General features: G+C 72.3%; 9 protein-coding genes and 2 pseudogenes. 4 read left to right on the top strand and 7 right to left on the bottom strand.

The features are described from left to right. Nucleotides 1-44: 44 nt before the first annotated feature. From ACFVHV_RS28475 to ACFVHV_RS28460, 4 genes are all read right to left on the bottom strand, one after another. A complete protein-coding gene (locus tag ACFVHV_RS28475) occupies nt 45-1,091 on the bottom strand; it encodes a zinc-binding alcohol dehydrogenase family protein (protein WP_380354637.1) in 1,047 nt (348 codons plus the stop codon). Nucleotides 1,092-1,135: 44 nt separating this feature from the next. Beyond that, entirely contained in the window at nt 1,136-2,461 is a 1,326-nt protein-coding gene (locus ACFVHV_RS28470; RefSeq protein WP_359906772.1) for a peptide ligase PGM1-related protein, read from the bottom strand. 209 nt (nt 2,462-2,670) lie between these two features. Further along, complete coding sequence (locus tag ACFVHV_RS28465; protein WP_380354634.1) at nt 2,671-4,359, bottom strand: CocE/NonD family hydrolase; 1,689 nt, start codon at nt 4,357-4,359, stop codon at nt 2,671-2,673. A 296-nt stretch (nt 4,360-4,655) separates the two neighbouring features. Further along, nucleotides 4,656-5,429: a hypothetical protein gene (locus tag ACFVHV_RS28460; protein ID WP_380354631.1), complete on the bottom strand. Its 774-nt coding sequence runs from the start codon at nt 5,427-5,429 to the stop codon at nt 4,656-4,658. Between the two features lie 279 nt (nt 5,430-5,708). On the opposite strand from ACFVHV_RS28460, the gene ACFVHV_RS28455 reads away from it, so the two are divergent. Together ACFVHV_RS28455 and ACFVHV_RS28450 are read left to right on the top strand one after the other, a co-directional pair. Further along, nucleotides 5,709-6,752 carry an NAD(P)-dependent alcohol dehydrogenase gene (locus ACFVHV_RS28455; RefSeq protein ID WP_359906780.1) on the top strand — a complete coding sequence of 348 codons (1,044 nt, stop codon included), beginning with the start codon at nt 5,709-5,711 and terminating at the stop codon, nt 6,750-6,752. 64 nt (nt 6,753-6,816) lie between these two features. Beyond that, a complete protein-coding gene (locus ACFVHV_RS28450) occupies nt 6,817-7,722 on the top strand; it encodes an NAD(P)H-binding protein (RefSeq protein WP_380354628.1) in 906 nt (301 codons plus the stop codon). 60 nt (nt 7,723-7,782) lie between these two features. Here the strand turns inward: ACFVHV_RS28450 and ACFVHV_RS28445 are convergent, their stop codons facing one another. Next, nucleotides 7,783-8,700, bottom strand: a complete 918-nt coding sequence (locus tag ACFVHV_RS28445; protein WP_359906857.1) for an SMP-30/gluconolactonase/LRE family protein — start codon at nt 8,698-8,700, stop codon at nt 7,783-7,785. A gap of 76 nt (nt 8,701-8,776) precedes the next feature. Between ACFVHV_RS28445 and ACFVHV_RS28440 the strand changes: the two genes are divergently transcribed. Next, nucleotides 8,777-9,280 (top strand): Lrp/AsnC family transcriptional regulator, encoded by a 504-nt coding sequence (locus ACFVHV_RS28440; protein ID WP_359906786.1) that lies wholly within the window; start codon nt 8,777-8,779, stop codon nt 9,278-9,280. 104 nt (nt 9,281-9,384) lie between these two features. Here the strand turns inward: ACFVHV_RS28440 and ACFVHV_RS28435 are convergent. Both ACFVHV_RS28435 and ACFVHV_RS28430 read right to left on the bottom strand, forming a co-directional pair. Continuing rightward, a pseudogene (locus ACFVHV_RS28435) lies at nt 9,385-10,338 on the bottom strand (chitinase); the annotation flags it as partial. Nucleotides 10,339-10,593: 255 nt separating this feature from the next. Then, nucleotides 10,594-11,094: pseudogene (locus ACFVHV_RS28430) on the bottom strand (carbohydrate binding domain-containing protein); the annotation flags it as partial. Between the two features lie 347 nt (nt 11,095-11,441). Between ACFVHV_RS28430 and ACFVHV_RS28425 the strand changes: the two are divergent. Further along, nucleotides 11,442-14,144: a glycosyl hydrolase gene (locus tag ACFVHV_RS28425; RefSeq protein WP_380354624.1), complete on the top strand. Its 2,703-nt coding sequence runs from the start codon at nt 11,442-11,444 to the stop codon at nt 14,142-14,144. Nucleotides 14,145-14,243: the final 99 nt, after the last annotated feature.

Raw genomic sequence — 14,243 nt, 5'->3', positions numbered from 1 at the left:
TGGGGAGGGCGGTCGGCCGGCCGCCCTCCCCTCGCGCGCTTCGTTCACGCCTCGCGGCGGACGTCCACCAGCACCTTGCCCATGGTCTGCCGCGCGGCCATCGCCCGGTGCGCCGCGGCCACCCCGGACAGCGGCACGGTCCGGTCGATCCGCGCCACCACCCGCCGCTCGGCGGCGAGCCGGAACAGGTGGTCGGCGATGCTCTCGAACAGCGCCCGGTCCGTGAGCACGTGCCTGAGCCAGAAGCCCTGCACCCCCGCCGAGCGCTCGGTCAGGTCGCCCATCGTGAAGCCGTCCTCCACGCCCTCCCGCGCCCCGACCGACACCAGCCGCCCGAAGGGTGCCAGTCCGGCCAGCCCGGCGCGCAGCACCCGGCCGCCGACCGAGTCCACGAACAGGTCCAGCCCGCCCGACTCCGCGAGCCGCTCGCCCAGGTCGGGATCCTCGGAGTCCAGCACGGCGTCGGCGCCCAGCGAGCGCAGGAACTCCCGCTTCTCCGGGGTGGAGGCCAGGGCGACCACCCGGCCCGCCCCCAGCTCCCTGGCCAGCTGCACCGCCAGGTGACCGACCCCGCCCGCGGCCGCGGACACCCCGACGGCGTCGCCCGGCCGCAGCCGCCCCGACAGGACCAGCGCGCCGTACGCCGTCGCCCCCTGCTCCAGCAGCGCGAGCGCCTGCTCGTCGTCCACGCCGTCCGGCACCTCCACCGTGTGCGCCGCCTCGGGGGCGGCCGCCTCGGCGTACCCGCCGCCGGTGCGCAGCAGCGCGACGACCCTCCGGCCGTCCTCGCGGCGCCGCCCGACCGCGTCGACGCCGAGCACCAGCGGCAGCGGGAGCTGCAGGTACTCGCCGGCGCGGATCTCCAGGTCGGCGTAGTTGAGCCCGGCCAGGGTGACGTCCACCAGCACCTGGCCCGGCCCGGCCACCGGTTCCGGCACCGTCTCGATGCACAGCTCCTCCGGCCCGCCGTAGCGGTGGATCAGCGCGGCGCGCATCCCCTTCCCGTCCCGTTCCGCTTCCGCCTGGCCCACGGTCGTCTCCTCCACGGTCGTCTCGATCTCGGTCGTCTCGATCTCGGTCGTCTCGTTCACGGTCGTCTCGTTCACGGTCGCGTCGTCCACGCCCGCCCCGGGCCTCATCCGGCGAACAGCGCGAGCAGCGCGCTCTCCAGGGCGCGGACGGCCTCCGGGCTCTCGGCGACCACGCAGTACATCACCGAGCCGTCGGCCGGCCCGAAGTCGTTGCTGTACAGCACGCCGGTGCCGGTCCGCGGGTCGAAGGCCAGCCCGGCCGCGCCGAGCGCCGCCACGGCCTCGGCGAAGGACGGCACCTTGAGGCCGGCGAGCTCCAGCAGGTGGCGCGAGCCGCGGTGCTCCTCGCGCAGCAGGCGGGCGGCGAAGATGTCGTGCAGGTGGCTGGAGCCGGTGAGCCGGCCGTTGGTCTCGTGGAAGTAGATCTCGCCCCCGGGCGTCAGCACGGCGTCCGCGCTGACCGTGCCCCGGTAGCCGATCACCCGCAGCGACTCGCACAATCGGGCGCCCTGCTCGACGAGTTCGGCCAGGGCGCCCGCGTCCGGGGTGACCGGCGGGGTGATCTCGCCGACCACCACCGGCCGCATGACCATCTCACCGCAGCCGGCGAGCACCACGGCCGCGTCGTCGACGAGGAACTGGGCGTACAACGGCGCGCAGTCGGGGAAGTACCGCTCCACCACCACCCGTTGGCCGCGCCCGCCGGTCAGCCAGGTCCACCGCTCGGCCACGTACGCGGCCACCGCCGCCCGGTCCGGCAGCGGAACCACCCGCTCGGCGCCGACCGCCTCCACCTTCTCGTCCCGGGCGAGGATCTCGTTGCCCAGCCCGCCCGCCTGGTACTCGACCTTCAGCATCACGCTGTGCCCCTGCCCCAGCAGGTGCTCGACGGCGGCCTCGACCTCGGCCGGCGAGCCGGCCACCGTCCCGGGCGGGATCGGCACCCCGACGCCGGCGGCCAGCGCCCGGAACCCCGCCTTGCTGTTGACCAGGGCGTTGCCGCCCTGCGCGGCGAAGGGCAGGCCGGGCATCGCGTGCGCCAGGCCGAGCGCGGCCGCCAGCCCGGCCACCGCGCCGTTCGGCGAGACGGCCAGCACCTCGTCGACGGTGCGCCCGTCCAGGACGCGGCGCAGCTCCGCGAGGAAGGCCGGGTCGACCAGGCGGTCGGTGGTGAGCGCCTGGTCGCCGTGGACGCCCGGCGGCGGCACCACGAAGGTCAGGCTGTCGGCCCGCACCCCGGTCAGCCCGGCGACGTACGCCAGGTACTCCGGGTCGGGGCCCCAGGGCAGCACCAGGACGTCGCCGTCCTCGGCCCACCAGAGCATCCGCTGTGCCCCGCACCCGGCGAACAGCTGCTCCAGCGGCGTCGCCCCGGTGAGGTCCCCGACCATCTCCTCGGTGCGGTTGTTCGCGATGCAGAGCGTCGTCATCTGGTGAACTCTCCCGGTGTCCGGCGCTGTCGCGGCCCACGGTCCTGGTCCCGCGCACGACACGGGTGTGGCGTGCGCTACTGGTGTAGCGCACCGGGGTTGTTCTGGTTCGGTCCTCGGTCATTGAACAAAACGCCGAACAACCGGCGGCCGGTCCGCCGCTGGGCGGACCGGCCGTTCCGGCTGTGGCGCCCTGCGGGGCGCGGGCGTCAGTCCAGGGTGCCGAGCGGGATGTCGAGGTAGGACTCGGCACCCCGGGGCGAGGTGAACTCGATGCTGGTGGGGGTGGAGTTGGCGTCGGCGAAGAACTGGTCGTGGGTGCCGATGACCAGCTGGAGCACACGGCCCCTGGCCAGGGCGTAGTGGGCGGGCTGCAGCGGGAAGGACACGGTGGTGGCCTGCCCGGCCTGCTCGTTGGTGAGGGTGTACGGGGCGTGGGTGATGATGCGGGCCTGGCCGGTGGCAGGGTCGCAGTCCAGCAGGTAGGCCACGATCGTGGCGTCCGTCGCCCGGGGCTTCACCGTCACCCGAAGCTGCACGTCTCCCTGGACGCGCATGGGCTGCTCCAGCGGCGCGGTGGTCCAGATCGCGGCGAGCTCGCGGTCGACCTCGGCGGTCCCGTAGACGTGGGGCCGGCCCAGGCGCTCGGCCAGGCCGGTCTGGACCAGCTTCGGGGCGACGACGACCTCGGTGTCCCGCCCGGTGGCCCTGACGGAGCGGGCCCAGCCCGACTGCGGCTGCCCCTCGGCCAGCCGCGCCTCGCTGTGGCCCGCGGCCGCGGCGGCGAGGTGGAACCGCCTGCGGGGCAGGGCGTAGCTCTCCCAGTCCTCGTGGCGGAGTTCGGACAGCAGGTTGTGCATGTACTCGGAGCGGATGCCGAACTGGGGCGCCGCTCCGTCGCCCGCGTTGCCGCCGAGGTGGTGGTCCATCCAGCGGTAGGCCATCTCGGTGGGCTTGGAGACGAGGCCGAACAGGCCGGGGAGTTCGCCGTTGCCGTGGTCGCCGATCTGGACGAGCAGCGACTTGGGGCTCGTCAGGTTGCTGAAGAGGTCGACGACGGCGGGCACCGAGAAGATCGTCTCGTGCCAGGCGGTGGTCAGCAGGATCGGCGTGTTGGCATTGTTGTACGCGTCCAGGTGCGTCCGGGGCGAACGCACCGCCGCGAACTCCCTGACCTCGTCGTCGACGACGTTGTTGCGGATCTTCTCGATGACGCCGCGGAACTCCTTCGAGCAGCGGTCCTCGCCGAAGAGCTGCACGAGCGCCTCGAAGGCCTTCAGGTGGCGGGTGCCGTTCTCGTACAGCGAGGCGAACAGGTCGCCCCAGGCGCTGGTGCCGGCCACGGCCTTGACCCGCGGGTCCTGCGCGGCCACCAGCAGGCTGGTTCCGGCGCCGTAGGAGGAGCCGAAGAACCCGATCCGGTCCGGGTCGACTCCGTCGATCTGGACCAGCGCGTTGATGATCTCGGTCCCGTCGGCCACGTCCTGCGGACCGGCGACGTGGATCTCGCCGCCGGACTCGGCCAGACCGCGCTGGCTGTAGGCCAGGACGGCGTAGCCGCCGAGCGCCCAGCGCGGGAACATGCCGAGGTAGGCCTTCCGGCCGATCCCGATCAGCGGCGCGGGCATGACGACCGCGGGACAGGTCTGTCCGGGCGCGAGGTTGCGCGGGATGCTCAGCGCCGCGTCGATCATCGTCCCGTCCGCCATGGCGATCGAGAGCTCGCGGTACTCGGCGATCTCCGCGTAGGTCTCGTACTCGTCGGCCAGGCCCCACTGGTCGAGGCGGCCGATCCGGCGCGGCGAGGGGTCCAGTACCGCTTCGCGGATCGCTTCCAGCCTGGAGAGGTCCTCGGCGCTGAGCGCGAACGGGGTCTCCGGGGTTCCTTCGATGGACATGGCTGTGCCCGCCTTTCGTGGCAGTGCTTCTGACTGGGCGTCAGAGACATGCTCACCTCACCGCGATCATCCCGGGGGAATACCTCCCACCAATCACTCGAACGAGTGATCGGCATCGCCTCCGGGCCGGTTGGGGCGCCCTCCTGAAGTACAGGACCCCGGGCGACTCGCACCTCCCGCCCGTCCTCGGGGAGCCGACCCTCGACCTGTCGGCTCCCCTGGGCGATCCACGCGCCGGGGCACAGGCGGTTCACCGCGGACGTTCCGTGCCCGACGCGCCGTGGCGGGATCCCGCGTCAGCCCTTCTCGCCGTCGGCCCAGGTGATGTCCATCTGGTCGATGAAGTACCGGCCGTCGAAGCAGAGGAAGACCTTGTACGAGGTGTCGTTGTCCGCGATCCAGGTCTTGTTCCACTGCACGACGGTGCCGGCGCCGTCGCGCTTGGGGAAGTAGAGGCCCTCACGGCGCTCCGGCCGGTTGTAGAAACCGTGCCCGTTGGGCAGCCGGTACGGCGTCCGGAAGATGGCGTCGCTGCCGCCGATGCGGTCGAAGAGCGCGGCGGGGAAGTTGGTACGGGCGACGAGCTTCGGCGGGACGTAGTGGACGTCGACCTCGGCGGAGTCCACGTAGCGGGCGGGCTCCCCCTTCAGCCGGTGGAAGGCCCTGCGCGCGGCGCCCGCCGTGTCGTAGCTGTCCGTGAAGGTCACGAGAGTGCCCTCCCGCCCCTCCTGGTACCAGTCGCCCTGGGAGTACTGGTCGAAGTCGAAGGTCTCGATGCGCGTGCCCGGGGTGAGGAGCTCGCCGGGGACCTCCCGGAAGCTGGTCTCGTCGAAGATCTGCTCGATGGTCCGCACGTGCTTCTCGAAGCGGCGGGCCGGCACCCGGACCCGTCCCGTCCCCACCGGGAGGTCGGTGACCTTCGGCGCCGGAGCGGGCGCGGGCTCCGGCGCCGGGACGGGCGCGGGCACCACGGGGGTGCCCTCCGGGCTTCCCGCCGCGGCGCCCGCCACCAGGCCGGGAATGCGGTGCAGGCGGAGCGCGAACACTTCGGTGGGCCAGTCGACCAACATGGCGAACACCTTCTCGTCAAAGAGACATGACAGGACGTCACATCATGATCACCCACTCGAGTGCGGTCGCGCCAGGCGCCTCCCGGCCTGCCCGACCGTGCGTCCCGGGGCCGGCTCCGCCGCTCCCCGGCCGGGCCGGCAGAGCGGCGCACCGTCCTCGTGGGTACCGTGGACGTGCTGGTCGACCGACCCGCCCGGCTCACCCGACCCGTCCGGCCCGGCCGACCCGGCCCGATCCGACCATCGCGGTTCCGTCCGCAGAAGGGGGAACGAACTCCCATGACCACCACCGTCGCCGCCTACGCCGCACCGGGCCCCAAGGCCCCGCTGGAACGCACCACCATCGAGCGCCGTGCGGTCGGCGAGCACGACCTGCTGATCGACATCGCCTTCGTCGGCATCTGCCACTCCGACATCCACCAGGCCCGCGAGGGCTGGGGCGAGGCGGTCTTCCCCATGGTGCCCGGGCACGAGATCGCGGGCGTCGTCACCGGGGCCGGCCCCGGCGTCACCAGGTTCCGGGTCGGCGACCGGGTCGGCGTCGGCTGCATGGTCGACTCCTGCCGCACCTGCGACAACTGCCGGGCCGGCCTGGAGCAGTACTGCGACGACGGCCCGGTGTGGACCTACAACGCCGTCGGCAAGGACGGCCGGCCCACGTACGGCGGCTACGCGAAGAACGTGGTCGTCGACGAGAACTACGTGGTGCGCATCCCGGACGCGCTGCCGCTGGACAAGGCCGCCCCGCTGCTGTGCGCGGGCATCACCACCTACTCCCCGCTGCGGCACTGGAACGCCGGGCCCGGCACGCGGGTCGCCGTCGTCGGCCTCGGCGGGCTCGGCCACATGGGCGTGCAGATCGCCCACGCGCTCGGGGCCGAGGTCACCGTGCTGTCCCAGTCCCTGCGCAAGAAGGACGACGGCCTGCGGCTGGGCGCCGACCACTACCACGCGACCAGTGACCCGGCGACCTTCCAGGAGCTCGCGGGCACCTTCGACCTCGTCCTCAACACCGTCTCCGCCCCGCTCGACTTCGCCGCCTACTTCTCCCTGCTGCGCACCGACGGGGCCATGGTCAACGTCGGCCTGCCGGAGGAGCCCGTGGAGGTCGACCTCCGGCGGCTGGCCGGCAAGCGCCGCAGCATGAGCTCCTCGGGCATCGGCGGGATCGCCGAGACCCAGGAGATGCTGGACTTCTGCGCCGAGCACGGCGTGGCGGCCGAGATCGAGCTGATCGGCGCCGACCGGATCAACGACGCCTACGAGCGCGTCCTCGCCAGCGACGTCCGCTACCGCTTCGTCATCGACACCGCCACCATCTGACGACCGGCCGGGCCGGGCCGCACCGGGCCCGCGCCGCGCCGGGCCGAACACTTCGGAGGAGACCGTGCAACCGATCCTGGTGACCGGGGCCGCCGGCCGCGTCGGGGGCGTCGGGCGGTCCGTGGTCGAGGACCTGCGGCGGCGGGGCCTGCCGGTCCGCGCCCTGGTGCACCGCGAGGACGAGCGCGCGCGGGCCCTGCGGGCGACCGGCGCCGAGGTCGTCGTCGGGGACCTGACCCGCACGGACGACGTCCTCGCGGCCCTGGCCGGCTGCCGCCGGACGTACTTCGGCATGGGCGTCTCCGACCAGTACCTGGAGGCCGCCCTCACGGCGGCGGCCGTGGCCCGGGAGGCGGGGCGGCTGGAGGTGTTCGTGAACATGTCCCAGCTGACCGTCTCCGAGCTGGGACTCTCCGCCGCCGGCGAGTCCCACCAGCACCGGCAGCAGTGGCTGGTCGAGCAGGTGCTGAGCTGGTCGGGCCTGCCCGTCGTCGAGGTCCGGCCCACCGTGTTCCTGGAGAACCCGCTCTTCCGGGCCGGACTGGCCTCGATCGCCAGGGGCGGCACCGTCAGGCTGCCGTTGGGGCGGGCCAGGACCTCCCCCGTGGCGGCCGCGGACGTCGCCGCGGTCGTCGCGGAGGTCCTGGCCGACCCGGCCCCGCACCTCGGCCGGGTCTACGAGCTGACCGGCCCGCGCTCCCAGGACGGCCCGGCCATCGCCGCGGAGGCCTCCGAAGCCCTCGGCCGGCCCGTCCGCTACGTCGACGTCCCGCTGCGGGAGTGGATCGACCACGACCTCGCACCGCTGGAGCTGCCGGAACACGTCCTCCAGCACATCTCCACCATGGCCCGCCTCCACGCCGAGAACCGCTACGACCGCCGGACCGACGGCGTCCGGCAGGTCACCGGCCGCCCCGCCACCGGCGTGGGCGACTTCGTCCGGCGGAACGCCGGCCTGTTCACCGGCTGACCACCGGGGCCGCAGCGGGCCGGCGCTCCCCCGCCGCGAGCGGCCGGGCCGGCGTGTCTCCTACTGGAAGGAGACGCGGTGGGTGCCCGTCATGGACGTCACCAGGGAGTACAGCGAGGTGGTGGCGGTGATGAACAGCCGGTTCCGCTTCGGGCCGCCGAAGGTGAGGTTCGAGACCGGCTCGGGAACACGGATGCGGCCGAGGAGGGTGGCGTCGGGGGCGTAGCAGTGGACGCCGTCGTCGAAGGCCGCCGCCCAGAGCCGGCCGTCGCGGTCGAAGCGGATGTTGTCGAAGCGGCAGCCGACGCCCTTGACGAAGATCCGGTCGCCGGTGAGGGTTCCGTCCTCCCGGATGTCGAAGACCCGGATGTGCCCGGCCCGGCTGTCGTTGACGTAGAGCTGCCGCTCGTCCGGTGACAGGACCAGTCCGTTGGGCCCGTCGAAACCGTCGGCCGCCAGCCGGACCTCGCCGCTGTGCGGGTCGATCCGGTAGACGTCGCGGGCGCCGATCTCGGATTCGGCCCGGTGGCCCTCGTAGTCCGAGGTGATGCCGAAGTCCGGGTCGGAGAACCAGATCGCGCCGTCCGAGCGGACCACCGCGTCGTTGGGCGAGTTGAGCCGCTTGCCCCGGTAGCGGTCGGCGAGGACGGTGATCCGGCCGTCGTGCTCGGTGCGGGTCACCCGGCGGTCGCCCTGCTCGCAGCTGATCAGCCGGCCCTCGCGGTCGAGGGTGTTGCCGTTGGGGTGCCCGGCCGGGGAGCGGAAGACGCCGACCGTGCCGGTGGCCTCGTCCCAGCGCAGCAGCCGGTCGTTGGGGATGTCACTCCAGATCACCTGGCGCCAGGCGGGCAGGTAGAGCGGGCCCTCGGCCCAGCGGCAGTCGCCGTACAGCTTCTCCAGCCGGCTGTCGCCGTTGGTGCAGCGACGGAACCGCTCGTCCAGGATCTCGTACAGCTCGGACCCGATGGAGCCGGACATCATTCACCCCATGTCGCCTAGTACCGAATACCGTCCCGATAATTGGGAGTATGCCAGAACACGGTATGGTCCCACCATGACCATCGATCATCTCGACGACACCGACCGGGCGTTGCTCGCCCTGCTGCAACAGGACGCCGGACAGGCGTACGCGGCGCTGGGCAGGGCCGTGGGCCTCTCCACGGCGGCGGCGCACGAGCGGGTGCGCAAGCTGCGCGAGCGCGGCGTGATCCGCCGCACCACGGTGGAGCTGGACCCCAGGAGCCTCGGGCTCGGGGTGCTCTCCTTCGTGATGGTGGATTCCACGGCCTGGATGGGGGACTCGGCGCCGGCTTTCACCGCGATACCCGAGATCGAGGAGGCGCACATCATCGCGGGCAGCGCCTCGGTGCTGGTCAAGGTCCGGACGGCGACCCCCGAACAGCTTCAGGACGTGCTGCGGCGGCTCTACGCGATCGACGGCGTGAGCGGCACCCAGGCGACCGTCGTCCTGGAGACCTTCTTCGAACGGCCCCCCGCGCCCGAGGGCTTCGACGGCCCGCGCCCCGGGCTCCGAGCCGGGCGCGGCTCCGGTCGGTGACCGGGCCGCACCCGGAGCGGTGCACCGGGGCGCGGGCCGTCGGCGGGAACTCCGGGAGCTCCGGGGACTCCGGGGACTCCGGGGACTCCGGGGACTCCGGGGTGTCAACGCCCCTGGAGGCGCTTGACGTTGTCGCCGAAGGACCAGCCCTTCGAGCCGTCCCAGTTGAGCGACCACGTCATGAGCCCCTTCAGCGAACCGTTGAAGGCGTTCCACGACTGGCCGACCAGGCCCGTGTCCATGTAGCCGCCGCCCGCACCGGGCTGGGCCGGCAGGCCGGGCACCTGCTTGTCGTAGGGCACCCGGATGGTGGTGCCCTGGATGGTCAGGCCGTTGTTCAGGCAGGTGGTCTGCGCGGTGAAGCCCTGGACGGTACCGGCCTGGTAGGAGTCGCCGGAGCAGCCGTACATGCTGCCGTTGTAGTACTGCATGTTCAGCCACCACAGCTGCCCGTTGTCGGCGTACTTCTTGACGATCGGCAGGTAGGCGCCCCAGATCGACCCGTAGTTGACGCTTCCGCCGGTGACGTACGCGGTCTCGGGGGCCATCGTCAGGCCGAAGCCCGCGGGCATCTGGGACAGCACGCCGTCGATGATGCGGATCAGGTTGGCCTGGGAGGCGGACAGCGTGTTGATGTTGCCGCTCCCGGACAGGCCGGTCTCGATGTCGATGTCGATTCCGTCGAAGTTGTACTTCTTCAGGATCGGGACGACGGTCGCGACGAACTTGTCGGCGACGGTGCTGGAGCTCAGGTCGATGCCGGCGGCGGCGCCGCCGATCGACATCAGGATCGTCGCCCCGGCCGCCTTGGCCTGGCACATCTCGGCGGGGGTCGAGACCTTGACGTTGGTGTCCATGCCGTCCTGCCACAGGACGGTGCCGTCCGAGAGGATCACCGGGAAGGCGGCGTTGATGACGTTGTAGCCGTGCGCGGCGATCCGGCTGTCCGTGATGGGCGTCCAGCCCATGCCGGGGTGGACGCCGTTCAGGGCGCCGTCCCAGTTCTCCCAGTACCCCTGGAGGACCTTGCCGGACGGCTTGGGCTTCGTGGGGCAGGTGTCGCTCGGCGGCGTGGTGGTGGGCGGCGTCGTGGTGGGCGTCGACGTCGTCGGCGGTGTGCTGGTGGGCGGCGTGGTGGTCGGCGTCGACGACGTCGGAGGCGCGGTGGTCGGCGTGGTGGCGGTCGGCGAGGGGCTGCTGCCGCCGGGGCCGGTGAGCGACACGTCGTCCGCGTAGAACGCGGGCTGCCCGTACCAGCCGTGCAGGAAGACGGTCACCGAGGTGGTGCTCGCCCCGGTGGTGAAGCCCACGCTGAGCTGGCTGTACGAGGCGCTGTTCGCCGTCCAGGTGGAGGCGTTGGTGACACCGGTGCCGGTGGCGCCCAGGTAGATGTAGCTGCCCTGGACGTAGGCGCTCAGCGTGTACTGGGAGTTGGGCTGCACGCTGATGGTCTGGGTGCACTGGGCGGTGTCCTGGCCGGTCGGCGTGGCCTTGAGCGCGGAGGCGCCGGAGTGGACCGGGCTGCTCACCGCCGCGCCCGCCCCACCGGAACAGGTCCAGTCGGAAAGCCCGTTCTCGAAGCCGGGGTTGGCGACCAGGTTGGGGGTGGCGGCCCCGGCCGTGACGGTGCCGGCCACGGCGATGCCGGCGCCGATGACGGCTGCGGCGCTCACCCCGGCGAGGAAGCGCTTCAGGACGGTCGGCCCGGGCTCGGGGCGGCCGGTCCGGGGCACCTGTACCGCGCGTTCCACGGTCGCCCGCTCCGGGCGGAATCCGCCCGACGGGCGTGGGGTGCGCGACCTCCGACGAAACATGCTGTGCTCCCTTTCCGCCGAGCGTCATGGACATGACCGACACGTGGGGGCGTGACGCCCGGCTCTGGGTGAGGTGGGGGGAAACATGTGGGGCTGTGCCGGACCGGATCGTAGGAGGGGCGGCAAACGGAGTCAATAGGTCTGGACCAATTAGGTCTGGACCAATTGCGGGGGGCGCGGCTCGCCGACCCCGCCATACGGTGAATGCAACCACCTTTAACAGTAGTACTTTTAATAAGTCGTTATGCGCGTTGCCCTTCCTCAGTCACGGCCCACCCGCAAGGCTTCGCCTGTCTCCGCCGGAACGCGCGACCCGCGCCGCCGGCACTTCACGGGGAGGTCTCCACGTGCCCAAGGGGCGACACAACAAGCTTCTGCTGAGCACCGTCACACTGACCGCGCTGGGCCTGGCCACCACCCAGGCGCTCGCCGCGCCCTCCGACGCTCCCGGCCCGCGCCCGCACCAGGCCCAGCACCAGGCCGAGATCGGCCAGAAGCACGCCAAGAAGGTCAAGACCCAGGCAGCCGCCGGCCCGGCGTTCACCGCCAAGTCCGAGGCCCCCGGGGAGGACGAGGGCGACGAGGCGGAGAACTCGGCCGAGGGCACCGCGCAGTACACCGAGGCCCGCACCGCCCCCGGCGTGGTCGCGCCCGGCGCCTACGGCGCGGCCTGGGCCCAGCTGCAGTCGATGCCGCACACCGCCGGCAGCTGGGACCACGTCACCGACAAGCCCTACGACTCCGACGACCCGCGCTACCGGGACGTCAACTCCAACTCCAGCGGCGGCTCCGGCTACGTGACCGGCCGGATCACCGGGCTCGCGGCCGACCAGGACGGCTACGTGTACGCGGGCGGTGCCAACGGCGGCGTCTTCCGCTCCCGCACCGGCGGCGGCCGGTGGCAGTCCATCTCGGACAGCCTCCCTTCCCTCTCGACGGGCACCCTGGACCTCGATGACGGCGGCCGGCTCTGGTACGCCACCGGCGAGTCCAACACCGGCGCGACCTCGTACGTCGGCACCGGCGTGTACGTGCTGCCGGACCCGAAGCGCGGCGAGTTCCAACCCGGCAACCGGGTCGGCGGAGCCGAGCTGGAGTCGACCATCATCCATGCGCTTCGCTTCGGCGGCGGCAAGGTGTGGGCGGCCACCAGCCGGGGCGTGTGGAGCCACTCCACGACGGACCTGTCCGGTCCGTGGACGCTGGAGTTCGCGCCCAACCCGGAGTACCTGCCCGGTGGTTCGAAGGCCGGCGACCCGGCCGCGCCGTACAAGAACATCGCCAACGACATCGCGATCGACCCCAAGGACCCGGGCAAGGTCGTCCTCGCCGTCGGCTGGCGCGGTGGCGACAGCTACAACGGCTTCTACAGCAAGGCCGCGGGCGGCACCTGGCAGCGCGTCGGCTCGCTCGGCGACCTGCCGACCGACGCCGCGAACGTCGGCAATGTGACCTTCGCCGCCTCGGCCGACGGCTCGCGCTACTACGCCATCGACCAGTCCCCGGAGGTCTCGGCGACCGACCCCGACACCGGACTCAAGGGCATCTACGTCTCCAAGTCCGGCTCCCCGTTCGGGCCGTGGACCCGGATCGCGGACAAGGACAAGCTGAAGAACTCCGGCTCCGCACTCCAGGACGAGGGTTACCAGCCCGGCATCCAGGCCTGGTACAACCAGTTCCTCCAGGTCGACCCCGCCGACCCGGACCACGTCTACGCGGGCCTGGAGGAGGTCCTGGAGACGAAGGACGGCGGCTCCACCTGGACCGTCCCGGGCCCGTACTGGAACTTCGGCTTCCCCTGCTGGAGCATCGACCCGACCAAGCAGACCGGTGACTGCTCGCAGACCACGCACTCCGACCAGCACGCCGTCGCCTTCGGCACGTACCAGGGCAGGACCAGCGTCTACGTGGGCAACGACGGCGGCGTCTACAGCCGTCCGGTCGCCGGCGCGGCCGACGCCTCCGGCCACGCCACGGACTGGAAGTCCCTGGCCGACGGCACCATGGACACCCTGCAGTACTACTCGGTCGGCGTCGGCAAGGACCCGGCGGACCGCTCGGGCCGGGGCGTGATCGTCAGCGGCGGTCTCCAGGACAACGGCGAGTCCATCCTGCGCGCCCACGACAAGGTGATGGGCTCCAACTTCGGCGGCGACGGCGCCGACACCCTCGTCGACCCGGACAACGGCTGCAACATCGCCGAGGAGTATGTCTACCTCGACGTCTGGGTCACCCAGAACTGCGCCGTCAACAGCGGCGTCTGGAAGACCGACCCGGCCAAGGCCACCTCCTACGAGGTCGCCCCGCCGGACAAGGACACCAGCTCCGCCCGCTTCATCGCGCCGATCACCTCGGACCCCAAGGACGTCAACACCTGGATCGCCGGCGGCCGGCACGTCTGGGTGCAGCACAAGGGCTACGCGATCCGCAGCGGCAGCGAGTGGGCCAACGCCTACGACCTGGGCGCCGGCCACGTCGCCACGGCGGTGGCGACGGTCGACGGCACGGTGTACGCGGGCTGGTGCGGCCCCTGCAACAACGTCGGCTTCAGCCGCGGCATCGCGGTCGGCAAGACCGACGGCACCGGCTGGCACCAGCTCGACCTGCCGGTGGACGGCACCCTGCCGAACCGCTACATCTCCTCGTTCGCGGTCGACGAGAGCGACGCCCAGCACGTCTTCGTCGCCTTCAACGGCTTCTCCCGGACCTGGACCGAAGGCCCCGGCGCCGGCGTCGGCCACCTCTTCGAGACCCGCGACGGCGGAGCCACCTGGACCGACGTCTCGGCCAACCTGCCCGACGTCCCCGCGACCTCGGTGAAGATCCTGCCCAACGGCGGCCTCGCCCTCGGCACCGACCTCGCCGCTTTCTACCGCGCCCCCGGCACCACCGACTGGCGCGTCCTCGGTCGCAACCTGCCCACCGCCGCGGTGCAGCAGCTGAAGACCGGCCCCGACGGCAGGCTCTACGCCGCCACCTTCGGCCGTGGCATCCGGTCCTTCGACCTGCGCCGCCTGGGCCACGGCCGCTACGACGAGACGGACGGCTGACCGGCTCCGCTCCGCCGCACCCGCACGACGCCGCCGCCCGATCCGCTCCGTACGAGCGGGTCGGGCGGCGGCGTCGTGGTCCGACGGCCGTGGTCAGTC

Source organism: Kitasatospora sp. NPDC127116 (assembly GCF_042677365.1).
GTDB lineage: Bacteria > Actinomycetota > Actinomycetes > Streptomycetales > Streptomycetaceae > Kitasatospora > Kitasatospora lactacystinica.
Note: the sequence above shows the minus strand (reverse complement) of the source record. Positions and strands in the feature narration are given on the sequence as shown.

Bases quoted from the DNA above. Each gene is read 5' to 3' on its own strand.
- ACFVHV_RS28470 (WP_359906772.1), bottom strand. From the start codon at position 2,461: ATGACGACGCTCTGCATCGCGAACAACCGCACCGAGGAGATGGTCGGG.
- ACFVHV_RS28465 (WP_380354634.1), bottom strand. From the start codon at position 4,359: ATGTCCATCGAAGGAACCCCGGAGACCCCGTTCGCGCTCAGCGCCGAG.
- ACFVHV_RS28460 (WP_380354631.1), bottom strand. From the start codon at position 5,429: ATGTTGGTCGACTGGCCCACCGAAGTGTTCGCGCTCCGCCTGCACCGC.
- ACFVHV_RS28455 (WP_359906780.1), top strand. From the start codon at position 5,709: ATGACCACCACCGTCGCCGCCTACGCCGCACCGGGCCCCAAGGCCCCG.
- ACFVHV_RS28445 (WP_359906857.1), bottom strand. From the start codon at position 8,700: ATGTCCGGCTCCATCGGGTCCGAGCTGTACGAGATCCTGGACGAGCGG.
- ACFVHV_RS28440 (WP_359906786.1), top strand. From the start codon at position 8,777: ATGACCATCGATCATCTCGACGACACCGACCGGGCGTTGCTCGCCCTG.